The sequence below is a fragment of the Selenomonas sp. oral taxon 920 genome (assembly GCF_001717585.1).
In the GTDB taxonomy this organism is placed as follows: domain Bacteria; phylum Bacillota; class Negativicutes; order Selenomonadales; family Selenomonadaceae; genus Centipeda.
The window spans coordinates 450,580-475,194 of sequence record NZ_CP017042.1 but is presented as its reverse complement, the minus strand read 5'-3'; the positions used below and the strand labels follow the sequence as shown (position 1 = coordinate 475,194).

28 protein-coding genes are annotated in these 24,615 nt (G+C 57.8%); 8 read left to right on the top strand and 20 right to left on the bottom strand.

Going from position 1 to position 24,615, the window contains the following annotated elements; all coding sequences use genetic code 11:
- Positions 1-27: 27 nt before the first annotated feature.
- The 11 genes from BCS37_RS02185 to BCS37_RS02135 form a co-directional block, all read right to left on the bottom strand.
- Positions 28-783 (bottom strand): glycosyltransferase family 2 protein, encoded by a 756-nt coding sequence (locus BCS37_RS02185; protein WP_069179944.1) that lies wholly within the window; start codon positions 781-783, stop codon positions 28-30.
- A gap of 38 nt (positions 784-821) precedes the next feature.
- Positions 822-2,261: an undecaprenyl-phosphate galactose phosphotransferase WbaP gene (gene wbaP, locus BCS37_RS02180; protein WP_069179943.1), complete on the bottom strand. Its 1,440-nt coding sequence runs from the start codon at positions 2,259-2,261 to the stop codon at positions 822-824.
- Positions 2,262-2,309: 48 nt separating this feature from the next.
- A complete protein-coding gene (locus tag BCS37_RS02175; RefSeq protein ID WP_069179942.1) occupies positions 2,310-3,251 on the bottom strand; it encodes an AEC family transporter in 942 nt (313 codons plus the stop codon).
- Positions 3,252-3,351: 100 nt separating this feature from the next.
- Positions 3,352-4,137 (bottom strand): histidinol-phosphatase HisJ family protein, encoded by a 786-nt coding sequence (locus BCS37_RS02170; RefSeq protein ID WP_069179941.1) that lies wholly within the window; start codon positions 4,135-4,137, stop codon positions 3,352-3,354.
- Positions 4,134-5,012: a 16S rRNA (adenine(1518)-N(6)/adenine(1519)-N(6))-dimethyltransferase RsmA gene (gene rsmA, locus BCS37_RS02165; RefSeq protein WP_069179940.1), complete on the bottom strand. Its 879-nt coding sequence runs from the start codon at positions 5,010-5,012 to the stop codon at positions 4,134-4,136. The genes BCS37_RS02170 and rsmA overlap by 4 nt, the downstream gene beginning before the upstream one ends.
- The gene (gene rnmV / locus BCS37_RS02160; RefSeq protein ID WP_069179939.1) at positions 5,012-5,548 is read right to left on the bottom strand and encodes a ribonuclease M5; all 537 of its coding nucleotides are present in this window, start codon (positions 5,546-5,548) and stop codon (positions 5,012-5,014) included. The genes rsmA and rnmV overlap by 1 nt, the downstream gene beginning before the upstream one ends.
- 13 nt (positions 5,549-5,561) lie before the next feature.
- Positions 5,562-5,876 carry a DUF2442 domain-containing protein gene (locus BCS37_RS02155; protein WP_069181522.1) on the bottom strand — a complete coding sequence of 105 codons (315 nt, stop codon included), beginning with the start codon at positions 5,874-5,876 and terminating at the stop codon, positions 5,562-5,564.
- 5 nt (positions 5,877-5,881) lie between these two features.
- The gene (locus tag BCS37_RS02150; protein ID WP_069179938.1) at positions 5,882-6,148 is read right to left on the bottom strand and encodes a DUF4160 domain-containing protein; all 267 of its coding nucleotides are present in this window, start codon (positions 6,146-6,148) and stop codon (positions 5,882-5,884) included.
- A 16-nt stretch (positions 6,149-6,164) separates the two neighbouring features.
- Positions 6,165-6,836, bottom strand: a complete 672-nt coding sequence (locus BCS37_RS02145) for a dTMP kinase (protein WP_069179937.1) — start codon at positions 6,834-6,836, stop codon at positions 6,165-6,167.
- A gap of 1 nt (position 6,837) precedes the next feature.
- A complete protein-coding gene (locus tag BCS37_RS02140; protein ID WP_069179936.1) occupies positions 6,838-8,289 on the bottom strand; it encodes an aminotransferase class I/II-fold pyridoxal phosphate-dependent enzyme in 1,452 nt (483 codons plus the stop codon).
- The gene (locus BCS37_RS02135; RefSeq protein ID WP_069179935.1) at positions 8,286-9,545 is read right to left on the bottom strand and encodes a sensor histidine kinase; all 1,260 of its coding nucleotides are present in this window, start codon (positions 9,543-9,545) and stop codon (positions 8,286-8,288) included. The genes BCS37_RS02140 and BCS37_RS02135 overlap by 4 nt, the downstream gene beginning before the upstream one ends.
- A 159-nt stretch (positions 9,546-9,704) precedes the next feature.
- Here BCS37_RS02135 and BCS37_RS02130 point away from each other — a divergent pair, with 159 nt between their 5' ends.
- Entirely contained in the window at positions 9,705-10,160 is a 456-nt protein-coding gene (locus tag BCS37_RS02130) for a nitrous oxide-stimulated promoter family protein (RefSeq protein WP_069179934.1), read from the top strand.
- Between the two features lie 45 nt (positions 10,161-10,205).
- On the opposite strand, the gene BCS37_RS02125 is transcribed toward BCS37_RS02130, so the two are convergent.
- The 8 genes from BCS37_RS02125 to BCS37_RS02090 form a co-directional block, all read right to left on the bottom strand.
- Entirely contained in the window at positions 10,206-10,730 is a 525-nt protein-coding gene (locus BCS37_RS02125; protein ID WP_069179933.1) for a methyl-accepting chemotaxis protein, read from the bottom strand.
- A gap of 109 nt (positions 10,731-10,839) precedes the next feature.
- Positions 10,840-12,069 carry a copper amine oxidase gene (locus BCS37_RS02120; RefSeq protein WP_069179932.1) on the bottom strand — a complete coding sequence of 410 codons (1,230 nt, stop codon included), beginning with the start codon at positions 12,067-12,069 and terminating at the stop codon, positions 10,840-10,842.
- A 28-nt stretch (positions 12,070-12,097) separates the two neighbouring features.
- Positions 12,098-12,961 carry a polysaccharide deacetylase family protein gene (locus BCS37_RS02115; protein ID WP_069179931.1) on the bottom strand — a complete coding sequence of 288 codons (864 nt, stop codon included), beginning with the start codon at positions 12,959-12,961 and terminating at the stop codon, positions 12,098-12,100.
- Positions 12,962-12,964: 3 nt separating this feature from the next.
- A complete protein-coding gene (gene whiA / locus BCS37_RS02110; protein WP_069179930.1) occupies positions 12,965-13,891 on the bottom strand; it encodes a DNA-binding protein WhiA in 927 nt (308 codons plus the stop codon).
- A 1-nt stretch (position 13,892) separates the two neighbouring features.
- Positions 13,893-15,188, bottom strand: coding sequence for a gluconeogenesis factor YvcK family protein (locus tag BCS37_RS02105; protein ID WP_069179929.1), 1,296 nt, complete (start codon positions 15,186-15,188; stop codon positions 13,893-13,895).
- A gap of 3 nt (positions 15,189-15,191) precedes the next feature.
- Complete coding sequence (rapZ, locus tag BCS37_RS02100; RefSeq protein ID WP_069179928.1) at positions 15,192-16,103, bottom strand: RNase adapter RapZ; 912 nt, start codon at positions 16,101-16,103, stop codon at positions 15,192-15,194.
- Between the two features lie 10 nt (positions 16,104-16,113).
- The gene (locus BCS37_RS02095) at positions 16,114-16,908 is read right to left on the bottom strand and encodes a Cof-type HAD-IIB family hydrolase (RefSeq protein WP_069179927.1); all 795 of its coding nucleotides are present in this window, start codon (positions 16,906-16,908) and stop codon (positions 16,114-16,116) included.
- Positions 16,909-16,911: 3 nt separating this feature from the next.
- Positions 16,912-17,748: a Cof-type HAD-IIB family hydrolase gene (locus BCS37_RS02090; protein ID WP_069179926.1), complete on the bottom strand. Its 837-nt coding sequence runs from the start codon at positions 17,746-17,748 to the stop codon at positions 16,912-16,914.
- A 97-nt stretch (positions 17,749-17,845) separates the two neighbouring features.
- Between BCS37_RS02090 and BCS37_RS02085 the strand changes: the two genes are divergently transcribed.
- From BCS37_RS02085 to fumC, 4 genes are all read left to right on the top strand, one after another.
- The gene (locus tag BCS37_RS02085; protein ID WP_069179925.1) at positions 17,846-18,334 is read left to right on the top strand and encodes a hypothetical protein; all 489 of its coding nucleotides are present in this window, start codon (positions 17,846-17,848) and stop codon (positions 18,332-18,334) included.
- A gap of 48 nt (positions 18,335-18,382) precedes the next feature.
- Positions 18,383-18,721, top strand: coding sequence for a NusG domain II-containing protein (locus BCS37_RS02080; protein WP_069179924.1), 339 nt, complete (start codon positions 18,383-18,385; stop codon positions 18,719-18,721).
- A gap of 1 nt (position 18,722) precedes the next feature.
- Complete coding sequence (locus tag BCS37_RS02075; protein ID WP_069179923.1) at positions 18,723-19,223, top strand: Gx transporter family protein; 501 nt, start codon at positions 18,723-18,725, stop codon at positions 19,221-19,223.
- Between the two features lie 85 nt (positions 19,224-19,308).
- Positions 19,309-20,673: a class II fumarate hydratase gene (fumC, locus tag BCS37_RS02070; RefSeq protein ID WP_069179922.1), complete on the top strand. Its 1,365-nt coding sequence runs from the start codon at positions 19,309-19,311 to the stop codon at positions 20,671-20,673.
- A gap of 64 nt (positions 20,674-20,737) precedes the next feature.
- Here fumC and BCS37_RS02065 read toward each other — a convergent pair whose 3' ends face one another.
- On the bottom strand, positions 20,738-21,433 hold the full coding sequence (locus tag BCS37_RS02065; protein ID WP_069179921.1) for a Crp/Fnr family transcriptional regulator: 696 nt from the start codon (positions 21,431-21,433) through the stop codon (positions 20,738-20,740).
- Between the two features lie 167 nt (positions 21,434-21,600).
- On the opposite strand from BCS37_RS02065, the gene BCS37_RS02060 reads away from it, so the two are divergent.
- From BCS37_RS02060 to BCS37_RS02050, 3 genes are read left to right on the top strand one after another with little or no spacing between them, the layout of a single operon-like run.
- Complete coding sequence (locus BCS37_RS02060; RefSeq protein ID WP_069179920.1) at positions 21,601-22,965, top strand: FAD-dependent oxidoreductase; 1,365 nt, start codon at positions 21,601-21,603, stop codon at positions 22,963-22,965.
- Between the two features lie 13 nt (positions 22,966-22,978).
- Positions 22,979-23,593: a hypothetical protein gene (locus BCS37_RS02055; RefSeq protein WP_069179919.1), complete on the top strand. Its 615-nt coding sequence runs from the start codon at positions 22,979-22,981 to the stop codon at positions 23,591-23,593.
- Positions 23,590-24,597, top strand: a complete 1,008-nt coding sequence (locus BCS37_RS02050) for an alpha/beta hydrolase (protein ID WP_069179918.1) — start codon at positions 23,590-23,592, stop codon at positions 24,595-24,597. Before BCS37_RS02055 ends, BCS37_RS02050 begins: the two co-directional genes overlap by 4 nt.
- Positions 24,598-24,615 lie beyond the last annotated feature (18 nt).

The window sequence follows — 24,615 nt, the reverse complement described above, 5'->3', positions numbered from 1 at the left end:
AATCTCCCAAATACAACATTCTATGAATCATGTAAAAATAACAGAAAAAAGGTATTTCACGAACTCCCACCCATATGCTTCAAAGAAATAGATCCTGCTGTATCCATTTCTTCGATAAGCATAAGCCTTCTCTGAGGCGCGCTGCATCATTTTTGAAAAATCGGCATTGATGCTTGTTCCGCCGGCTTGAAAATGAGCAATAACTTCATTCTCTGGAAAGATAACAATTTTAATAGGGCGTTTTCGAACCTTTAAGAACCAATCAAAATCAGCATATGCTTTAAACTGAAGATCAAATGGCGCATCCAAGTAAAGATTCTTTTTAACAAAGCTGCTGGGATGATTCCAATTCCTGCTGGATACAAAACTGTCTAGGCGTGATTTCTTTTTCAGGATTGCCCCCTTTGTGCCCATATATTGAATCGTACCATACGCGAAATCAAAAGGTGTCTTAGCGTACGTTTCCTGTACTGTCTTAAGAGCAGTCGGCGTATACCAATCGTCCGCATTCAAGAAAGCAATATACTCCCCTTTTGCAAGGCGCACACCTTTATTGAACGCGTCGTATATTCCACTATCTTTTTCCGAAACAATGTTGTATATTATTCCCCTATTTTCAAAGGCTTCACGATAAGATTCTGCAATTTCTACGGTATGATCAGAAGATAAACCGTCAACAATGAGGTATTCATATGGTTTCACTTTCTGTGCCAAGACGGACTCAATTGTTTTCTTTATTGTATCTTCACCATTATACACAGAAGTAATGACTGTAATGTTCATACAAATATCACGCTCCGAGCCCCCACAGATTTTATTTTCTAATATGCTCCTTTTCCCGTAAATACAATCTTCGCCGTCTTAAACAGATACGCCAGATCAAGCCAAATTGACCAATTTCGTACATACCACGTATCCATTGCAACGCGCCCCGCAAAACTCACATCGTTTCTGCCGCTTGTCTGCCAAAAGCCAGTAATCCCCGGAACGGTCAGTGTGATTGTGGAAACATACTCACCGATATCATCCTTTTCCCGCGGCAGATAGGGACGCGGACCTACGAGGCTCATATTGCCCCGAACGACATTGAAGATCTGCGGCAATTCATCCAGACTATACTTACGAATCCACCGCCCCACCTTAGTCACGCGCGGATCATAGCCCTTGAGCTTGGCAAATGTGTTCCATTCCATCTGCGCAGCGGGATTCTCACGCAGATACTGTTCCAAAATAGCATCTGCGTTTAAATGCATCGAGCGAAATTTATAGCAGGTAAATATTTTTTCATCTTTCCCGATGCGTTCTGCATTAAAAAATACTGCACCTCTGGAATCAATTTTGATGCAGATGGAAATCAAGAGAATGATGGGAAGAAGGGCAATGCACAACAATCCTCCCACAATGATATCAAAAAAACGCTTATACAACCGGTTTCTCCGCCGTGCCAAATTATTACGGAGCGACAGCAACATAATTTGTTCACTGAACAGCGTTTGTGCTTCAACATTATAAAGTGGAATTCCCACTAAATCAGGGACAAAAGAAATATCCCGCACATACGGTTGTATATCTTCCAATAAGCACTGTATTTTCTGTTTTTCCAAGCCAGGCGCTGTGATGATGACCGTATCGACACCGGAGTCGCGGATGATCGTCTCAGCGTCCGCCAGCGTACCCATCAGCTGGAATTGCTGCGGCAGGGTCTTGGAGATCGGGTGGTCGTCGAGGATGCCGATGACCTCATAGCGGTAACCGAGATCTCCGTCGAAAAAGCCCAGCACCTGTTCCGCAGTCCTGCCCGCGCCGATCAAGATGACGGGCTTGGTCAGGGTGTGCGTTGTTTTCAGGAGTTTCAGCAGGATGTAACGTGCGGCATAGATGCTAAAGAGGACGAGAACGCCGAAAAGGATGACATAGAGACGCGATGCGAGAAGTCCTGCCTGCATGAAGTAAAGCACCAGAATACACGCAATCATCGCATAGAGTACAGCATAGAAAATCTTGCGCACGGTCTCCAGAATGGGCTGCATCTTCGTATAGGTCTGCATCCCCCACAGAAAGGCAATGAATACGAGCGGTATCCAAAAGACAAGATAGGGAACGGGTACATGGAAGGTGCGTCCCACAAGCATCCCGTAAATCTCGTGCAGTTCGAACGCCATTTTCTCCGCAAACAGGATGGCAAGATAATCAAAGAGCATAAAAAGGAGTGGAGCACATACTCTGCGCATGCGAGCCGACATCTGCGATCTCGTTTGCATAGATGCACTCCCCTCCTTTTTATGTCTGATGTTACATAAACTAGCTGATTAGAAGAACTCCAACATCTTGAGCAAAAACACCCATCCGAAAATTGTAAAACAGGCGAGGGCGCTGCTGTAGACGACGCAGTTGCCCGCCAGCTCCGCGTCCGCCTGCATCTGCTGCGCCATGGCGAAGCCGGCAACGGCGCAGGGTGTGGCAAACACGGCAATGAGCGTCACAAGCTCGACATTACGAAAGCCAAGGGCGATCGCAAGTGGAAGCACGATGGCGGGTACAATGACGAGACGTGAGGCAACCGAAAAGACGAGTTGGCGCAAATGCGCCTGATAGCTCCCACCGTGAAAGGATGCACCGAGGATGATAAGTGCGACGGGCGTGGTCGCCGCCGCAATCTGCGCAACTGGCTTCAGCACGGGCGCAGGAATCGGCAGCTGCACAAGGCGGCACAGCGCACCCGCAATCGCTCCCAGGATCATGGGGTTCATAAGTACGCTGCGCAGGATCGGCAGGAGGTCGAACCGTCCGCCGCGAAAGGTCTCGAGCACGAGCACGCCGAGTACATTGTAGAGCGGAACGATGACCGCAATCATCATGGTTGGAACCGCAATCGCCGCATCGCCGAAGATGTTGCTGACGAGCGGGATGCCCATGAGGACATAATTGCCGCGAAAGACCGCCTGGATCATCGGACCGCGCCGCGCATTGTCCGGCTCAATGCGGCAGACAACGCCCGTAAAGACGAGTGCTGTGAGCAGCACGCCGCCCGCACCGAAGAGCATGAGCAGCGGCTGAAATGCCGTCCCCGGATCGGAGATGTAGATGTTGTAGAACATCATGAAAAAGAAGAACACGCGGAAGACCATACGGTTCATATGCAGGAGTTCTTCCTCACTGAGAAGGCGCGAGCGCTTCACAAATACGCCGACCGCCATGAGACAGAAAAGGGGAACAACACCACCGAGCGCAACGAAAAAATTGCTAAGCATATAAAAGCGCCTCCCCATCCATCCCCTGCATTATAGCAGGAAACGAGAGGAGAGGCAACGCATAAAAACGTGCATACAAGGTCGATAAATTCGCTGTATTTTACTCACAAGTCTGCATCTTCCGCTCACGGAACGCAACAATCTGTAGATCAAAAGCGCAGGCAAGCTCACGTGCCCGGTGATAGTTTCGGCCGACCCCATCGGGGACATGGGCATCCGAGCCGATGGTGACATAGCGTCCGCCGAGTTCACGGTAGCGGCGGTAGATGGGCGCAAGCTCCTTAATGCCGCGCGGCGTGCCGAGACGGCGCGTATTGATCTCGATGGCTGTATCTGTCTCAATGAGAGCGCGCAGAACGGCATCGATCTCGTCCGAAAATTCACCATAGGAGATCTCTGGATTGTCAAACGTGGAATTGCGCGCGATGTAATCAATATGCGCGAGCGTGTTGATAAACGGATGCGCGTAGATTTCATCACGCATGACGGTGAAGTATTCGTGATACATTTCCGCCTTCTCGCGGCCCTCGAACGTCTCCGGATAGTAGAGATCCTTCACGTCCAGAAAGTGAATCGACGCAAGCACAAAATCAAACGGAACACGCTGCAGGAATGCGGCATTTTTTTCGCGTGCACTTGCCATCATGCCCATCTCAACACCGAGTGAGAGCTTCCCGCCCGCGCGCAGCGGCTCATACGCCGCCCAATACGCCGCAGGATCGAAGATGAACTCCTCCCTGCCCGCCGCCGGATAGTCGTAGTCGAGATGCTCGGTAAAGACCAGTCCGAGTCCCTGCCGCTCCGCCTCACGCAGCGCATCCTGCGCCTTCATCTCCGAATCAGCAGAGAACTCCGTATGTATATGGCTGTCGAAAAACATCGTCATCCCTCCCGTTGCTCCAAACGCCCAACCGCATCGGAGAGCCGTGCAAAATCCGCAAGCGAGAGCTGCTCACCGCGCATATTCTCCGCAATCCCCGCCGCCGTAAGCCCTGCACGGCTCATTTCCTTCGTCAGGCCTGCCCCCGTGAGCGCATTGAGGAGCGTCTTGCGCCGCTGGCCGAATGCGGCACGGACAAGGCGGAAGAAGAGTTTTTCATCGGCGGGCTGAACCGTCGGAACATCCTGCACATGACAGGCGATGACGGCACTCGTCACCTCGGGCGCGGGCAGGAAGGAGCGCGGCGGCACGTCCATCACCATGCGCGGCACGGTGAAATACTGTACGGCGACAGAGAGCGCACCATAGTCCTTTGAGCCGGGACGCGCCGTCATGCGGACGGCGACCTCCTTCTGCACCATCGTCACAAGGCGCTCGATCGGAAGACGCTGTTCGAGGAGCGTCATAAGGATCGGTGTTGTGATATAGTACGGCAGATTCGCGACAACCTTGAACCGTGATCCGTTCGGCAGCCCAAGAATTTCCGAGATATTCAGCTTCAGGATGTCGCCCGGCACAATCGTCACATTATCGTAGCCCTTCAGCGTCTCGGCGAGCACGGCAGGGAGTTTCTTGTCGAGTTCGACAGCGACAACGCGCGCACCCGTCTCGGCAAGCCCCTGCGTCAGCGTTCCAATGCCGGGGCCAATCTCGAGCACGGTATCCGCAGGCGAGAGTTCTGCCGCGTCCACAATCCCCTGCACGACGCCCCTGTCCACGAGGAAGTTCTGCCCAAGCCGCTTGCTCGCACGCAGGTGAAATGCACTGAGGATGTGGCGTGTGACCTTCGGGTCGGCGATCACGGGGATACTTGCGTTCATCATAGCTCCTCTATTGCAGATGTAAATTCCTCGCGCGTGATGCCATACGTATTGAGACGACGGAGAAAGGTCTTGGCATTTGCAAAACCGAGTCCGAGCCGCCGTCCGAGATGTGCACGGCGCGCAGCGGCATCCTCCGTTCCCGTAAGTCCTGCCTGCATCATATCCGCCATTGAGAAGATCTCTGCGGGCGCATCCATCGGCGTCCGCACCTTTTCAAGAGCCGCGCGAATCGCCGCAGGGCTTGCCTGCTCGATGCCGATGTCACCATCGCTCAGATTCGTCGCATCCTCTGCGGGAACAAAGGCATGGCGAGCACGTGGGAACATCTCCGTGAGACGTGCGCGAATACGCTCCCCCACGGTATCGGGGTCGGTGAGGATAATGATGCCGCGCTTCTCGTAGGCGGCGCGGATGTTCTTGATCGCCGCACTGCGGAGACGGAATCCGTCGGTGATAATGCAGTCCGCCTCCACCGCGCGCCGCACTGCCCGCACATCCATCTTTCCCTCAACGATGATAACTTCTTTAATCAACGCTTCACTCTCTTTACGATGCTTTCTGCTGCTCAGATTCTTCGAGAGGATCTTTCACAACAGGGGCTTCATAGAGGACAAAGGGATCGATGTCAATACATTTCGTCGCGTCGCGATTTCCTTCGAGATCCCACGCCACAGAACCATTCATGACCGTCATCGTACTTACAAAAACCTGCCGATCACGCAGATGTGCAAAAACGCCCGTACCCATGACAAGCTCCGAAGCATCATAACACCGTACCGTCCCGTCGTTGAAATATGCGTAGACGGTATAGTTGTCACCAGGGACAACCTGCAGTACTTCGGGGAAAAAACGAGAATCCATCATGGTCACATCCTTCCCATTGGCGGAACTGGATTGGGAGACTTTCCACTCTTGACCAACTCCCAATTCTGCATTAGTTCATCCTGATAGAGAACACACCAAGCGAGGACAATCTTCAACTGTCTATTGGGAAGAAACCCACTCAGAACGCAGGCATTCTGTATATCAATCGCCGCTTTGTTGCCTGCATATTCTGCATGGATATGCGGAGGGTTGTGATCTTTGTAATAGATTGTAATACGAATGCCAAAGAACAGACTGATTTCAGGCATATTGCGCCCCCATTCGTCACAAAAATCTCCGCACTTCCCCATACAGTCTCTCATGGATCTCCGCGATCGGCAGCGGCTCCCCGTCCATGCTTGACGGAATCCGTACCCAGCCGTAGCGTGCGGCAAGGAGGCGGTAGGCATCATGAACACGTGCGAGATAGGCGGCATCGCGCTCGTGGATATCGGGCGTACCGCCCTTTTCCCTCGCACGCGCCGCAATCAGCCGCTCTGCCGCACACGGCTCCATGTCGAGGAAGAACACGGCATCGGGCAAGGGCAGCCCCATCTTGCGGAACTCAAAATCATAGAGCCAGTCGAGAAACGTGTCGCGTTCCTCCTCGTCCCTGAGTTTCACCGCCTGATGCACCATGTTCGACGTGGTGTAACGGTCCGCGAGAATGATCGCACCCGCCTCATAGTCCTGCCTCCACTTCGTCCGATAGGAAGCGTAGCGGTCAACAGCGAAGAACGTCGATGCCGCATAGGCATTCACATCGTCCGCGCGTGCGCCGAAGTCGCCGCGCAGATACATCCGCACGAGCATGGAGGAATCCGCCTCATAGTCGGGAAACGTGACGGATACAACGCGATGTCCCTCCCGCACGAGCCGCTCCGTGAGAAGGCGTGTCTGCGTCTCCTTGCCCGAGCCGTCCCCCGCCTCGATGATAAAGAGTTTTCCGTTTGCCATATCAGCCTTTCGCAATTACTGTCAAGGTTCCGAGCGACGCATCCGCCGCACCCACCACACGCGCACCGATCGCCTTCATCGCACGCAGATACGCGAGAGTCTCGCCGTCAATCACGTCGCCCGGCGCGAGCACGGGAATCCCCGGCGGATAGAACACAATTGTCTCCGCCGCGATCCGCCCCTCAGCTGTCCCGACATCAACATGCTCACTGCGTGCAAAATACGCATCGCGCGGCGCGAGTGCCGTCTCCGGAAGCGGCGGCAGTGCCAAAAAGGCTGCCGCTCCGCGCGACGTACACATCGGCGCATGCTCCTCTGCCATCCCCCGCAGTGCCGCCAAGACCCGCTCCGTCTCCCGTGCCCCGTCCGCATAGGACAGCAGCAGAAGCACATTCCGCGCGTCGGCAAGCTCACACGCGACATTGCGCCGCCGCAGTTCCTCCTCCGCCGCAAAGCCCGAGAGCCCCAGTCCTGTGACCTGCACCGTGATCTTCAGCGGATCAAGTGCCGCCATCCCGTCCGCACCCATGTACTCTGCACCAAACGCCCAAAGCCCTTCGATCTCATTGATGCTGCGGCGCAGCTCCTCTGCCGCACGAATCGCGACGGCAAGACGTTCCTGTCCCTCCTCCGCCATCTGCGCACGTGCAAGATCGAGCGAGGCGAGCAGCAGTTCATTCGGACTGGTCGACTGCACGATGCCCGATGCCGCACGAATCCGCTCCGTCGATACGAGCCCGCCGCGTGCGAGCAGCATCGAGGTCTGCGTCAGCGAGCCGAGCAGCTTGTGCGTGCTCTCCGCCGAGAGATCCGCACCCGCCGCCATCGCAGACGGCGGCAGCTCATCGGAGAACGCGAAGTGCGCTCCATGTGCAGCATCCGTGAGAAGCAGCATATCGTGTGCATGCAGGAAGTCCGCGATGGCAGACAGCTCCGTCACCACACCGTAGTACGTTGGATAGACGAGGAGCGCCGCGCGTGCCTCGGGATGTTCGCGCACCGCCGCCTCCACCGTATGCAGCGACACCCCCATCGCAATGCCGAGCCGCGTGTCAATCTCCGGCTGCATATAAATGGGGCGAACCCCCGTAAGGATCATCGCCCCCACGATAGAGCGGTGCACGTTGCGCGGCACGAGGATAGTCTCGCCGGGCGCAAGCGCCGCCATCAGCATTGTATGGACCGCGCCCGTCGTCCCATTCACCATAAAGTACGCCGCGTCCGCACCGTACGCCTCTGCCGCAAGCTCCTCCGCCGCACGGATACAGCCTGTCGGCGCATGGAGATCATCCAGTTCCGCCGAGAGCGAGACATCAGAACGCAGACCTTCCTCCGTAAAGAAGCGGCGCAGCACGGGATGCGCCCCGCGCCCGCCCTTGTGCCCCGGCGTATGCATCGGCAGAACACCCAGCCCCGCATAGCGGAGCACCGCATCCGCAAGCGGCGTGCTCAATGCTCCTCCACCATGCGGTTCTGCACGCGCAGATGCACCTTGGTCCCCTTGCCCGGCTCGGAGAGAATCTGAATCGCCGCGCCGATGATCTTCGCACGTTCCTCCATGCCGATTACGCCAAAATGCCGTCCGCGCAGACGGCGCTGTGTCTCCATATCGAGCGCATCCGCCGTCTCATCCGTATTCTCCGTCTGCTCCGGCAGACGGTTCACATCGAAACCGACGCCATCGTCCGCAATGAGGACCGTCAGTGCCTGATCCGTGTAGTGCATGCGCACGCGCACCTTGTCCGTCTTGGCATGGTGGACGACGTTGTTCAGCGCCTCCTGCACGATGCGGAAGATCGCAATCTCCACATGCTTTGGCAGCGTGTAATGCGCCCCCTCGAGGCTGAATGTGCCGCGCAGCTTCCCGCGCTCGCCGAAGAGGCGAATCAGCTGCTCCACCGCCTGCGGCAGCCCCAGATCATCGAGCGCCATCGGGCGCATATCGAAGATGATCTGGCGCACACTCGTGAGACATTTGCGGATCTCCTCGCGCATCTCCACGAGCGTATTCTTCGCCTCCGCCATATCCTGATCCATCAGGCGTTCTGCGATGGTCGTTGTAAAGAGAACATTCGCAAGATCCTGCGCGGGACCGTCGTGAATCTCGCGCGAAATGCGGTAGCGCTCCTCCTCCGTCGCCTTGATGATGCGCGCGCCGACGAATTTATCCTTCTGCACCGCCTCGATCTTCCAGAGCACGCCGCTGACCTGCGTGCTGAGATAGCTGAGTACCGATCCGATCGAGAGCGCCATATGCTCCGCGCGCGCCACAACGTTGTAGAGGTAGCGCAGACGGATCTCGAGTTTGTCGCGCTCCACGCGCATGGACTGCTCCTTCTCGCGCTCGATCGCGAGGTTGATCTGGATGATCGAGACCGCCTCGTATGTCTTGCGGATCTCATCCTCCGTGTGGTCGGCGAAGTTCCGGCTCACCTCCGCAAGCCGCTGCTTTGCCCGCTGTTCCTCTTGCGTGAGGCCATCCACGCGCTCGATCGTCTCCGCAACGCGGTTCCGCAGCTCGGCCAGACGATCGCGCGCATCGTCCACCTCGCTGCGCGTATTCTGGTAAATATCGAAGATCTGCGTCTTATTGTCCTCGATCGTGTCAATCGTATTCGACAGCAGCCTGCGCAGCTGCCCCTCCTCGATGCCCTCTGCGGGCCGTTCATCCATCCGGCTGTCTAACCGCCATCTCTCATCTCTGCGCATCGTACCCTCCTGAACTGTATCTGCGTTCATTGTACTCCATTTCAGGGCAAAAGTCACGCAGACTTCTCGCTTGCTTTTTCCCGAAAAAATCGGTAAAATGACGGAATGGAGAGAAAAGCGCATCCGCGCAAGAAATAGACGAAAGCACAGGTGAACCAGATGAGCATCTTCTCACGCTTCCTCCCGAAGCGCAAACCACCCGAACTGAAGAACAACATCCCGAAGGAGAAGGAGAACATCCGCAAGACCTTCGGAATCTACTGCAGGAAGCATCACAGCCCGAAGGACGGCAAGCTCTGCCCCTCCTGCACGGCGCTCCTCGCCACCGTCTTTACGAAGATCGACCGCTGCCCCTACGGCATCACAAAACCGATCTGCGACCGCTGCGACCGCCCCTGCTTCGGCACGAAGGCGACGCAGGACTTCCTCACCATCATGAACGAGACGCAACGCGGCATGTTCCTGCGCCACCCGATCATGACGATCAAGCACAAGCTGGCGAGCATGGGCGTTGACTACGCAAAGTACCAGCAGGACAAAAAGGTCAGCGACAAGGCAAAGGCGAAGGAAAAGGCAGCGAAGTCGCGTGCCAAAGAAAAAGAGAAGAAGAAATGAACGACAAAAAACTCCCGCGTACCTGCGGGAGTTTTTTGTGTCGTCTTAAGCAAGATTCCGAATATAGTCCTTCAGTTCGTCCGCCGCACGCGTCACACGCGAGAGGTTCGCCGTGATCTCCTGCGTCGAGGCCGCCTGCTGCTCGCTGATGGAGCCGGTCGTCTCGATGGACTTTGAGATGTCCTCAACCGCGCGGTTCATCTCATTCAGCGTTACCTGAATGCGCTCCGTCGCCTCGCGCGACTGCTCCGCAAGCTTGCGTACCTCCTCAGCGACAACGGCAAAGCCGCGTCCCTGCTCGCCGGCACGCGCCGCCTCGATGGCTGCATTCAGACCAAGCAGATTGGTCTGTCCTGCGATATTAGTGATAAAGTCGATGACCTTGATCGTGTCGGCGTTGCGTTCCTGCAGGAACTTCGCCTGCTTGACGGACTCCTGTCCCGCGCTCGCAAGCTCCGTTGCGCTCTTCGCAACCTGCTCGATCGCCTCATAAACCGTCTGCGTTGAGGTCGCAATCCGCTCAATCGCTTCGAGCAGGCGCTCGTGGTCAATCTTCGTCTCTTCTGACATATTTTCTTCCTCCCTGATCCACCCGAAGTTGAATAGTTTCCTATGTATCACTCGCTATTTCATTATTCAACACACATAAGAAAAACCCTTCCCAGATGAAAAAATTATCTTATTTCTCCGGCATGAGAATGATATTTACCGGCAGATTGGACGCGCCCGGCGGTGAGTACTCGAACTGTACGGACTGCGCGCTCGTGTAGGTTCCGAGGTCCGCGAGCTCTGTGTACTGCGTCAGGAAGAGCAGCCCCTCCTCGCGTGCCTGCGCCACCTGCGCCGGCTCCGGCAGTGTCTGGTCACCGAAATACGGCCGCGTCGCAGGCGTCTGAAGCAGCATACTCTTCGCGCCGCTCTCCGCGCGCATCGCCCCCGCATAGACCCCGCCCAGAGGACTGAGGAAGTAGCGCGTGTTCTCGCGTCCTGTTGTCGGGATGCGGATCTGATAGAGAATGCCGTAGTTGCCGTAATTCACAACGGCAGAACCGTCCGTTGCATCGATGCCGCGGCGGTAGATATCGTGGACATTGTCGCCGATGGGAAAGTAAACGGTGCCGTCCGTTGTGGGGCGATAGATCTTCTGCGAGGTGATCATACGGTTCATCCCGCGGAACGTCCCGCGCAGCGCAACCTTATCGCGCGGCAGCACGCGTGCAGTGCGGAGGAAGGCGAAAGGATCCACATCCGCCCCGTACATGATGACCGAGACGCGCACAGGTGCATTTGTGTGAAAATCATAGACACCGTAGACCAGATCCCCCGGTGCCAGAACCGTCGTATTCATATCGGGCACGAGAAGGCGCGGACGCTCCTTCGTCACGTAAACGTGCTCATGCATCTCCCGCGTGTCGAAGTAGCCGATCTGTGTGGCCTTGCCGACCTGCAGATAATCTGCACTCGGTGCAGCGGCTGCGCCGCGCGTCACGGACACCGTCGCAAGATCCGCCTCTGTCTCGAGTATGACTGCCACCTTCTTCGGCTGTGCGGTGTCATTCAGGTGGTAGTAGAGGACGCGCGCATCCCCCGTCACCGTATCGCGGTAGAGAATGCCGCTCTCCTTGACATACTCCGGACTGTCCGAGAAGAGCAGTGTGCCGCCCGTGTCGTAGGACTCCACAGGCCAGCGATGCATGAGATGTGATGTCCCCGGTGCAAACACGCGGTTGCGCGGCGGCTCGCTCGACCCGAGGATACTCGCAACGCGGTCACGGATATTCGCCTGTGCCGCGCCGCGCTCGCGCATGACCGTTGTGCCCTCGCCATGTCCCGCAGCGAATGCCTGCCCGCCCGTGCAGAGCAGCGCGAGCGTCAGCGCTGCCATTTTCTGAAAGATTCCCTTATTCATGTGTGTTGTCTACATTCCCTTCGATTGTTCAATCATCCCTGCGCAGTGTGCCCCACATCTGTGCAATCCCTAAGCGCAGTCCCTCCGGCAGCTGCGCGATCCGCGCATCCAGACGCGCGGCGATGTCCGCCTTCATCAGACGCAGACGGAACTCCGTCAGCCCCAGGCGCGGCGGCGCAATGTTGACACGCCGCAGGAGATACGGATTCGTCGCCCGATCATTCAGCCCCGCGTCGCCCGTCACGGCGGTCAGATACTCCTCCTCTTGGAGCATGGCAACAATCCCCGCATCATAGGCACCGTTTGGATAGGAGAAGCTGTAGATCGTCTTCATCCCCTTCCACTCGAGCATCAGCTTCGAGAGGCGCAGCTCATCGCGCTGCTTTTCGGGCGGAAGCTCCGTCAGTGGAATGTGGTTCGCCGTGTGGCTGCCGATCTCCATGCCGCGCCGCTCCATGTCAAAGAGATTGTCCCATGTCATATAGCCGGGGAGCCCGATGTCATTCGTCACCACATAGAACACCGCTTTCATGCCGCGCTCCTCAAGCATCGGCAGGATGACGCGGTAGTTGTCCTCATAGCCGTCGTCAAAGGAGAGAATAATGGGCTTCTCGGGCAGCTCCTGCTTTCCCTTGCGCGCACGCGCGTAGTCCTGCGGCGTGATCGTCGTATATCCCTCTGCAAGAAGGTAATCCAGCTGCGCAGCAAAATCCTCGGGCGGGACCACATAGGGTTTTGCCTTCGGCGGCGCATCCTCCTTCACCATATGGTACTCCAGAATGGGAAAGCCCGCAGGTACCTCTGCTGTCAGAATCCAGCCCGCAAACGCGGCGAGCAGGAGTACCGGCAGCGGCAGTCCCGCGGAAAGCCGCCGTACAATTCCTCTGATCAAACTCTATACCTCCTCTGCCATCGCACAGATCTTCCTCAGGCGATGGCTCATGCCCGACTTGCTGATGTGACAGAGCGCCGCAAGCTCCGACATGCTGATCTCCGGATGCTCGCGCCGCATCTCTGCGGTCTCGCGCAGCTCCTCAGGCAGCTCGGCGAGCCGTCCCGCCGCCGCGAGGCGCTCAATCGCCGCACGCTGCACCGCCGCCGCATCTACTGCACGCTGCAGATTTGCCGTCTCCACATTGACAAGACGGTTCACCTGTGCGCGTACTTCCTTCAGATTGCGTGCCACCTCGATCTCCTCTGCCGCCTCCTCCGCGCCGATGAGCGCGAGGAAATCCATGACTGCGTCCCCCTCCTTTAGATAGACGACGTAGGTATCGCGCCGATCGGTCAGCCCTACGGGGAAGTGCAGCCGCCGCAGGAGGGTGTGAAGAGCACGCCCCATCGCCGCGCTCTTCGCCGCGATCTCGAGATGGCAGCTTGCCTCGGGACGGTTCACACTGCCGCCGCCGAGAAATGCGCCGCGCAGATACGCCGCACGGCAGCACTTCTTGCGCAGGAGCAGCACATCTGTGCCCGCACGGAGCGCCTCCCCGCCGTCGAGAAAACCGAGTCGCGTGAGGAGCGGGGTAACCCCCTCCCCCGCTGCAATATTGACAATGTATGTGCGCCGCCGCAGCTGCGGAGTACGTTCCATCGCAACCGATGTCTCGATCGCCGCATCCATCGTGCGCAGGAGACGGATCACGCGGCGCGCAACGGCGGCGCTCGCCGCCTCGAAGCGCAGACCGAGCCCGTGCGCTCCATCCGTCACCATGGAGGCGCCCATGCGCAGGAGTGCGGCAAGCTCTGCCGTCTGGCAGCACGCACGCTCCTCATCCGTGCGTGAGAGCGCGTTCTTTACATCCGAGGCAAAGGACGGCATCTCAGCTCACCCGCAGATCGTAGATCATGCGCATGACGTTGCGGCTGAGCTTGTCGGGATCGTGCCGCACGGCATCCGACTGATTGATGATGTCCGCTGCAACAAAGCCAATGCCGAGCGCATTGATCTGCGCCTCGTCCACCACAACGGGCGCAATTCCCTCCGCCGCGTACTTCTCACGCAGCGCATCGGAAATCGGCGCGTTGTTGACGAGCATAAAGTCGATTGCCCCGCGCCCCGCATGCCGCACGATCGCCTCCGCATGCATGGCGGCAGTATAGCCGTCCGTCTCGCCCGGCTGCGTCATGACGTTGCAGATGTAGATTTTGAGCGCACGGCTCTTCCGAAGCTCCTCTGCCACGCCATTTACGAGAAGGTTCGGCATAATGCTCGTATAGAGACTGCCGGGACCAAGGATGATCGCGTCCGCCGTGCGGATCGCCTCAAGCGCGGACGGCACAGGCGCGACATCTTGCGGGTAGAGGCGCACGCGGCGAATGCGCCCCTCCACCTCCGGAATATGCGACTCGCCCTCGACTACGGTGCCGTCTTCGAGGATCGCGTCGAGGCGCACGGACTGCTTCGATGCGGGAAGCACGCGCCCCTTAACCGCGAGAACCTTTGAGGACTCGCGCAGTGCCGTCTCCATATCGCCCGTGACCTCCGCCATCGCCGCGAGAAAGAGATTGCCGAAGCTGTGTCCCGCGAGATTGCTCTCGCCCGCAAAGCGGTGCTGGAAGAGCTTCTCCATCAGCGGCTCCGTGTCGGCAAGCGCGACAAGACAGTTGCGCAGATCGCCCGGCGGGATGATGCCGAGCTCCTCGCGCAGACGTCCCGAGGAACCGCCGTCGTCCGCGACCGTCACAACCGCCGTTACGTTGCTCGTCAGCTCCTTGATCCCGCGCAGCAGTACGGAGAGGCCGTGGCCGCCGCCAATGACCGTGACCGCAGGGCCGCGGCTCAGACGAGTCTTTTCGTAGACGAGATCAACGAGGCGCGTCGATGTCCCCTCCGGCATCAGCGCTGTGATGACAGAACGAATGATGTGGCGTGTTGCCACCAGCATGAGTGCAGTGCCGAGGAGGGCAACCGCCGCCCCCGCGATTGCCGTGAAACCGTAGTTGTAACTGCCCTGCCACGTATAGACGAAGCGGAAGATTGCCTCCTCGATGCTGTCGATGTATTTGTAGTTGAAGATGAGTGCAGCTCCAAGCCCCACACAGAGTGTCCCGACGGCAAAGACAAAGAGCCATCGTTTGAACCCCATGCCCGGGTAGAGCCATTTGATAAGATGCATGAATTACCCCTCGCTGACGTGCTCCTGCACCTCGTTCTTCATGAGATCGCGATGCTCGAGACGCGCCGCATAGCTGCCCTTGATGCGATCGTAGAGATGCTTTGCGATGAATACGCTGCGATGCATGCCGCCCGTACAGCCGACGGCAATGACGAGCTGGCTCTTGCCTTCCTTCACATAGTTGGGCAGGAGGAAGTCAATCATCCCGTCGAGCTGTTGCTCGAACTTCTGCGTCACGTCCCACGACTCGATGTAGGAAGCGACCTGCGGGACGGTACCGCTCTTATTGCGCAGCGAATCCACGTAGAACGGATTCGGCAGGAAGCGCACGTCAAAGACAAGATCGGCATCGAGCGGGATGCCGTATTTGAAGCCGAACGAGAGGATATTGACATTCATCTCCGCGTCCCGCCCCGGCGTATCGTAGTGCTGACGGATGATGTCGCGAAGCTCCGCCTTGCGCAGATTCGATGTGTCGATCAGCTGCGTCGCACGCGCACGCACGGAAGCGAGCTGTCCGCGTTCGCGCGTCACTCCCTCCGAGATGCGCGCATCGGGTGCGAGCGGATGCGGACGGCGCGTCTCCTTGTAGCGGCGAATGATGACGTCGTCGGACGCCTCGATGAAGAGCAGCTCATAGGCGACATCGCCCGCATCCAGCTCTCCGAGGACGCGGACGAAATCATCGAAGAACTCACGGCTGCGCGTGTCCACAACGATCGCCGCACGGCTGATCTGTCCGTGTGTCTCGCGGCAGAGGTCGATGAACTTCGGAATGAATACCGGCGGAAGATTGTCCACGCAGAAGTAGCCAAGATCCTCCATATAGCGTGCCGCGAGCGATTTTCCGCCGCCCGACAGCCCCGTCACGATCACCGGGCGGAATTTCTCCGTCGCCCGTTTTGCTTCCCCCATCGTACTCACCTCACAGTACAAATTTCTCAATCGCAGCGGCAATCCCATTCGCATCGTTCGATGCCGTCACATAACGGGCGCGCTCTTTTGCCCCGGGGAGACCATTCGCGGGAACGACGGAGAACGCACCCATCGAGAGCATCTCAAAGTCATTGTCCGCATCGCCCGCAACCATCACCTCGTCAAGGCTGAGCCCCATCGCGTCCGCGAGCGCCTGCACGCCGACCGCCTTGTTGATGCCGGGTGGGTTGATGTCAACGCTCGTGCCCGTATTCTGCTGCGGCACAAGGCGTCCGCCGAAGTGTTCCCGCACCTCGCTGACGTAAGAGTCAACCCCGTTCTCCATCTCACGGAGGACGAACTGCGGTACGTTCTCCGTGTAGCTGAGATAGTCGTTCCCAACCTCCGTCACCACGAAATTCGCCGTCGTTCGATAGGCGGCAAAGCACTCTGCACGGTACTCCGGCGCGTAGATCTCGATGCCGTTGTACCAGTTCACGTACCAGCTGCGCTCGTAGGCAAATGTCAGAAACTCTCGTGTAAGTGCAGGCTCAAAATAGCGCGCAAAGAGCGGATCGCCCTTCGCCGTTCCGACATATCCGCCGTTGCAGCAGATAACGGGCGCATCGGATGCAATGAGGCGCGCGAAGTAGAGCGCCGAGCGCAGCATGCGCCCCGTTGCAATCGTCACCGTCACACCGCGTGCCATGGCGCGCGCGATGATATCCTTCGTGCGCGTCGTGATTTGCTTTTCCGAATTGAGCAGAGTCCCGTCCAGATCGAGCGCAATGAGTTTAATTGCCATGACTTAGCCCCTCGTCATTGGTACGGGGGCATCCGCTCCCATGCCGAGCACATAGTGGTAGATTGCCGCTGCAAGCCCGTTCTCCTCACAGGAGAGCGTCTCGTAGTCCGTCACCTCTTTGACCTCGGGGAACGCGTTGCCCATCGCAACGCTCTTGCCTGCTGCCTTCAGCATGGGCAGATCGTTGTACGCATCGCCGATCGCCATCGTTTCCTCGATGGCGATGCCGAGTTTGCCCGCAAGAGACTTCAGTGCCGATGCCTTGGAGATGCCCTTCGGCACAATCTCGATCAGATGATTCGCTGAGCGCATTACATCCACTCGTTCGCCGAATGCAGCAAGCACCGCCTCCGCGCGCGTAAGCGTCACTGAAAGCTCCTTTGTCACGAGAACCAGCTTGCAGTTTCCTGACGTGTGTGCAAAGAGGCCGTCCCAGCCGACCGCCTCGCCCGTGAGTTTCTGCGAATTCTCATAGAAACGTGACTCATCGCACGGCTCGACATAGCGCAGCACGCCGCCGCTGTAGCTCTGAATGTACCATCCGCGCTCCTTGCAGAACGCGATGAGATCATGTGCAAGCGCGGGATCGACCGTGTGCTCCTCGTAGACACACCCGCTCGGGCTCTTGATGAGCCCGCCGTTGTAGGAGATGATGGGCACATCCACGCCGAGCGCCTCGGCAACGGGCAGCGCCGCCTCGAACATGCGCCCCGTCGCAATCGTCACCGTGACCCCCGCCTCCGCCGCGCGGCGCACCGCCGCGATATTCTCCGCAGAGACCACATTGCCGTCCGGCAGCATCGTCCCGTCCAGATCTGATACAAACAGCTTTACCGCCATTTCATCCCCTCCTGTATCCCATTTTCATCAACTGCTGACAAATCCCATTCCCCTATGTTATAATACCACGAAACAAATTATCGAAAGGAGGCGCGCCGTGCAGAACCTGTTCCGTCAACTCGTCATCCTCATCGCCCTGCTCCTCATCCTCGTCGGCATCTTCGGTCTCTCCTACACCTACCAGATCGACCATCGCACAGCGCGCAGCCTCTCTGCCTACGCACGCATCGACTTTCAGACATCCTACACGGGTGAGGGGCGGCTCGAAGGTGCAACCCTCACGCTGTGGGACTACCGCTTTGACGAGGCAAAACTCCTGCCCGACGTTGTCCTCTACACGGACGGTACCGCATGGGAAATGAAGGCATCTACCAAGTATACGCCGCGTCCTGTGCCCGAGGCGGACAGTCCGTACAAAAACGAGAATAAATTCTTCGTCGAACTCCCCCGCGCCAGTCTCCCCTCCGTCCGCAAGGCAACGACCATCCGCGTCCGCTTCTGCTACGACAACGGACAGGCCATTGACCTGCCTCTGAACGAGCCCGATCTTGCCTACTGGCAGCGTGAGCTTGGAAAAGGCATCTAAAAGCTATTGTACTGTGATCGAAAACATTCGTCAAGGCAAGGAATCCCAATGAAGAAAAACGATCTTGTCCTCATCGGCGCACTGCTCCTCCTCTGTGGGATCGGTGCCGTATTTTTTTTCACACGCACGGACAATGAAATACGGCATGCCGTAATCACACAGAACAATGTGCAGCTCTATGATATCCCGCTCACGGGACACACGGGCACGGAGGAGATTGTCATTGCGGACGAGGACGGAACGAACACCATCCGCATTGAGGGCGAAACGATCGCCGTCATCCATGCCGACTGCCCTGACCTCGTCTGCGTGCACACGGGCAAAGCATCGAAAAAAGGCGACGTGATCGCCTGCCTCCCGCATAGACTTCTGATCGAAGTGAAATGATATGAGCAATATTCACCGAATCACACACATTGCACTCCTCACCGCACTCTCCCTCATTCTCTTCGTACTTGAAGGCTTCCTCCCCCTGCCGCTGCCCGTACCGGGCGCAAAGCTTGGGCTCGCCGCCATTGTCACGCTGATCGCGCTCTGCATTCTCCCGATGCGCGATGCTGCACTGATGCTCACACTGCGCATCCTCCTCGCCTCTGCTCTCGGCGGCGGACTTGCTCCCCTGCTTTACAGTCTCGCGGGCGGCGCGGCGAGTTTCGCGGCGATGGTGCTGCTGAAACAGCACTCGCAGCTGTCCATCGTCGGCATCAGTGCGGCGGGCGGCTTCCTGCACAACATGGCGCAGCTTCTCGTCGCCGCTGCTGTCATGCAGACCTCCGCACTCTTTTCCTACGCTCCCGTGCTCGGCTTCGTCGGGATATTGACGGGCATCGGCATCGGCATTGCCGCACAGACGATTTTACAGAAAATTTATCATAATTTTGCAAGATAAACATTCTCATTTTCATTGTTTTATGCTATACTCTCATTAGCAGATTTTTCTCTCTACTATCATAATTTTAAGGAGGACAATCCAAATGGAGTATCGCATCGAACACGATTCCCTCGGCGAGGTCAAGGTTCCGGCGGACAAGTACTGGGCGGCGCAGACGGAGCGCAGCTTTGAGAATTTCCCCATTGGCATTGAGAAGATGCCTGCCGAGATCATTCACGCATTCGGCATTCTGAAGAAATCCGCCGCGATTGCAAACAACAAGCTCGGCAAGCTCGACGAGAAACGCTTGAACGCCATCAAGGCGGCCTGCGATGAGATCATCGCGGGCAAGCTTGCGGAGCACTTCCCGCTCGCGGTCTGGCAGACGGGCAGCGGCACACAGTCGAACATGAACGTCAACGAGGTCATCGCGAACCGCGGCAACGAGATCGCAGGCGAAAAGATCCTGCACCCGAACGATCACTCCAATATGTCGCAGAGCTCGAATGACACGTTCCCGACGGCGATGCACATCGCAGCGGTCATCGCCATTGAGGACGGCCTCTTCCCGAGCATCGATCTCCTCGCGAACACATTCCGCCGCCTGATGAAGGAGAACGAGGGCATCGTCAAGACAGGGCGCACGCACCTGCAGGATGCCGTTCCCATCTCCTTTACGCAGGAGATCAGCGGCTGGCTTGCCATGCTCGAGCAGTCTAAGAAGCAGCTGCAGGCAGCACTGCCCTTCCTCCACGAACTCGCACTCGGCGGCACCGCTGTCGGCACGGGGCTCAACACGCCGAAGGGCTTCGATGTCGCCGTCGCACAGGCGGCAAGTGAGCTGACGGGCAAGAAGTTCGTCACCGCGCCGAACAAGTTCCACGCGCTCACGAGCAAGGACGCAATCGTCTTTGCACATGGCGGACTCAAGGGACTCGCCGCGAACATGATGAAGATCGCGAACGATATCCGCTGGCTCGCAGCAGGGCCGCGCTGCGGTCTCGGTGAGATCACGATCCCCGCGAACGAGCCGGGCAGCTCCATCATGCCGGGCAAGGTCAACCCGACGCAGTGCGAGTCCGTCACGATGGTCGCCGTACAGGTCATGGGCAACGATGCCGCCATCGGCATTGCCGCCTCACAGGGCAACTTCGAGCTGAACGTGTTCATGCCCGTCATGATCTACGACTTCCTCCAGTCCGCACGACTCCTCACCGACTCCCTCAAGTCGTTCAACGACCGCTGCGTCACGGGGATCACGGCGAACCGCGAGAAGATGCACGAGAACCTCCACCGTTCGCTGATGCTCGTCACGGCTCTGAACCCGTACATCGGCTACGAGAACGCTGCGAAGACCGCACACAAGGCATTCGACGAGAACATCAGCCTCAAGGAGGCGTGCGTTGCCCTCGGCTTCCTCACCGCCGAGAAGTTCGACGAGGTCTTCCATCCCGAAGAGATGGTGTAAGATTTACGTTTCCTCATGAGAAAAGACCTGCTGCAAAAAAGCAGCAGGTCTTTTTGCGTGCTTCCTAAACTGCTAAAAAATCCGGATTAAGCACGCGCAGGGTCTTGCGGTCATAGTCGATGATCCCCTCGTCGCGCATGTGGCTCATCTCGCGGCTGAGTGCGCTGCGCTCCACGCCGAGGTAGCGTGCAAGCTGGGTCTGGTTCAGATCGCGTACAGCGGTACCGTCCCCCTCAACAGAGATCGCCTGCAGATAGACGCTGAGCTTTGCGCGGATGCTCTTCTGCCCCATGATGCGGATCTTGTGCTGATAGAATATGCCCTTCTGCGAAATTCTGCGCAGCATATTCAGCGTAAAGCGCCAGAGATGCGGATCGCTGCACGAGGAACGCTCGTAGAGCTGTCGAAACTGCAGGCGCAGGATCAGCGTATCGCTGAGTGCCTTGACGAACATACGGCTTGCCGCGAGATTCGCCCCCTCCATCGTCTCGCCGAAACTCTTGCCCGCCTCGAAGATATTCATGTCGATCTGGTCGGCGTTCTCGTTGAGGAACGATACCTCGATTGCCCCTGTGAGGATGATGCCCGTCACAATCGGCGGACGCCCCATGCGCATGATATCCGTCCCCGCCGCATAACGCTTCATCTCGCCGCCAAGCGCATTCAGAAGCACCGGCAGAGCATCTGCCGGGATTCCCTCGAACAGATCGTGCTGCAGCAGGAGTTCTGTATGCGGTGCCAGTATTTCATGCGTCAGCATAGTCCGCTCCTTTCCATTGACAGAGAATAATTATCTATCATTATAAGAGGAATCCTGTACTTTGTAAATGAGATGCACATTTTTTCCACAATATTTCTCTTCACTGTTTCAAAAAATGCTATAATAACAACAGTCATATAAATTTCAACAGAAACGGAGCATATCCCATGCAGAACACATCATATCAAAATCTCATCATCGGCTTCGGCAAGGCAGGCAAGACGCTCGCGGGCTTCCTCGCGAAGAAGGGCGAAACGGTCGCCCTCGTCGAGCGGTCAAAGGAGCGTTACGGCGGCACCTGCATCAACGTCGCCTGCATCCCGTCGAAGTCGCTGGAGTACAGTGCACGGCTCTCGGCAGCGGCAGGCGGCGACTTTGCGGCAAAGGCGGAGCGCTATCGTGCGGCGATTGCAGAGAAACGCCGCCTCACAGCGATGCTGCGCGAAAAGAACTACGCCAAGGTGACAGGGACGGGTGCTGTCGTCATTGACGGAGAGGCCTCGTTTGTCGATGCACATACCGTACGCATTGTCGGCGCAGACGGAGAGCAGACCGTCACGGCGGACCGCATCTTCATCAATACGGGTGCACTGCCCTTCGTCCCGCCGATCGAGGGTGCGGCAGAGAGCATGCACGTCTACACGAGCGAGACGATGATGGAGCTGGACGAGCTGCCCGAGAAGCTCGTCATCATCGGCGGCGGCTACATTGGGCTGGAGTTCGCATCGTACTACGCCAACTTCGGCTCGTCCGTCGCCGTCGTACAGGACGGCGATGCCTTCATTCCGCGTGAAGACACGGAGATCGCCGCACGCGTCCTGCAGCACACAAATGATCGCGGCATCCATATTCTGATGGGGGCGAAGGTACAGCGCATCGAGGACAGTGCCGGCGGTGCGAATGTCGTCGTGCAGACGGCGGACGGAGAGAAGACGCTCGCGGCGAACGCCATCCTCATTGCAACGGGCCGCCGCCCGAACATCGAAGGGCTGAATCTTGCGGCGGCAGGCGTTGCTGTGACGGAGCGCGGTGCGGTCGCCGTTGACGAGCACCTCCGCACGAACGTACCGCACATATGGGCGATGGGCGATGTCGCGGGCGGCCTGCAGTTCACCTACATTTCTCTCGACGATTTCCGCATTGTAAAGGATCAGCTTGCGGGCAGCGGAACACGCACAACGGCAAATCGCGGAGCCGTCCCCTACTCCGTCTTCCTCGATCCGCCGCTCTCGCGCGTCGGTATGACGGAGGCACAGGCAGAGGCAGCGGGCTTTGACGTACGCATCCTCCGCCTTGAGGTCGCCGCCATCCCGAAGGCACAGGTCTACAAGAAGCCCGCCGGCATTCTCAAGGCAGTTGTTGACGCAAAGACGGACACGATCCTCGGTGCTCATTTCTTCTGTCCCGAGTCGCAGGAGATGATCAACCTCATGAAAATGGCAATCGACCACGGCATCACTGCCGCCGCGCTCGGCTCTGCCATCTACACCCACCCGACCATGACCGAAGCACTGAACGATCTGTTCAGCTGAAAAGGAGACGACGATGACATTCGCGCACAAAGCCGCGCGGTACTGCTTCGCCGCCATATTCGTTCCGCTGCTCTTTCTCGGAGCGGAAGCTGCGGCGGCCCCCGAGGCAGCACCCATGCAGCCGACAAGAACCGCCCCGTCCGAGCACACCGAAATTCGGCAGCTGACGATGGAGTTCCGCCACCCCGTCACGGACGGCACACTCATGCGCATGATCTGGCAGATTGACGGTTTTGTCAAGGATGCATTCTCGGCGGAGGAAATCGCAGAACAAGGGCTGGATCCGAACGCTCTCATCCCGTGCCTCGGGGAATTTGTCGCCAAGGAGTTCACAAACGGCCGCCGTCTGGATATCCGTGAGAGGTACATTCCTTGGACACCCGAGCTCGAAGCGAGCCTGCATAAGATCATTTCCGAGCGAAATATTGCCGCCGAGAACGACTACGGCGCACGCGCGGAGACCGTGACGAACCCCGCCTATAACATCCTCATCGCCTACGCGGACGGACGCAGCCTTTACATCACCTCGGAAGGGCAGACGCTGAACGAACATGAGGCGGGTGTCGAGGATGCACTCCTCACATGGGCAGACGAGGCATTTGCCACAGGCGGGAAACAGACGCCATGAACACATGGAAGCGATATATCAGTGCTGCTGCCCTTATCCTTGGGCTTGCTGTCCTTCCGCACTGTGGATTTGGTGAAACATCCGCCGTCCCCGAAGTGCGCGGCATCGTTCTCACAGGCGAAGCGAAACAGGCGTACATCAAGACACAAATGGACGCACTCTACTGCCCGCCTGAGGACAAAAAACCTGCGTCGTTCACCGCCCCCGAGGGCTGGGCATATGAAAAGACCTCCATCGGAAACGTTCCGGTCGAGCGTCTCGCACCACCGAAACCAACCACCAAGAGGGTTGTGCTCCAACTCCACGGCGGTGCCTATATGAGCGGTCTCACGGATCTCTACCGCACGTTTGCCGTGCGTCAGGCAGAGTGTACGAACGCACGCGAAATATACTGTGTGGACTACCGACATGCACCGCTCCATCGCTATCCTGCTGCACTTGAGGATGCGGCGACGGTCTATCAGGGGCTCCTTGCGCACGGGACACGCCCCTCAGATATCATCATCTTTGGCGACTCTTCGGGCGGCAATCTCGCCGTAGCACTTGCGCTCCACCTGCGAGACAAGGGGTTGCCGCAGCCTGCGGCACTCATCCTCCTCTCGCCGTGGGCGGACTTCGAGCACAAGGATGGCACGTCACGCACGGAGAACTTTACCAAGGACAAGGTGCTCGGTGAGGGCACACCGTTTGCGCCCCACTTGCGCAAAACACCGCCGTATGCTGGCAGCCTCCCGCTCGACGATCCGCGCCTTTCTCCGATTCACGCCGACCTCAGCGAACTGCCGCCGATGCTGATCCAGACCGGCGGTTACGACCTCCTGCTGACGGAAGACGAACAGCTTGCAGAAAAAGCGAAGGCGGACGGAACGTCTGTGACATTCACCGTCTATCCCGAAATGCCCCACGTCTTCCCGCTCGTTCTGCCGGAACTCGCGGAGAGCATCGCTGCATACGAGGAGGTACGGGACTTCGTCAATCGATATACGATGAAACAACCATATTAAAATACAAAGGGACATTCT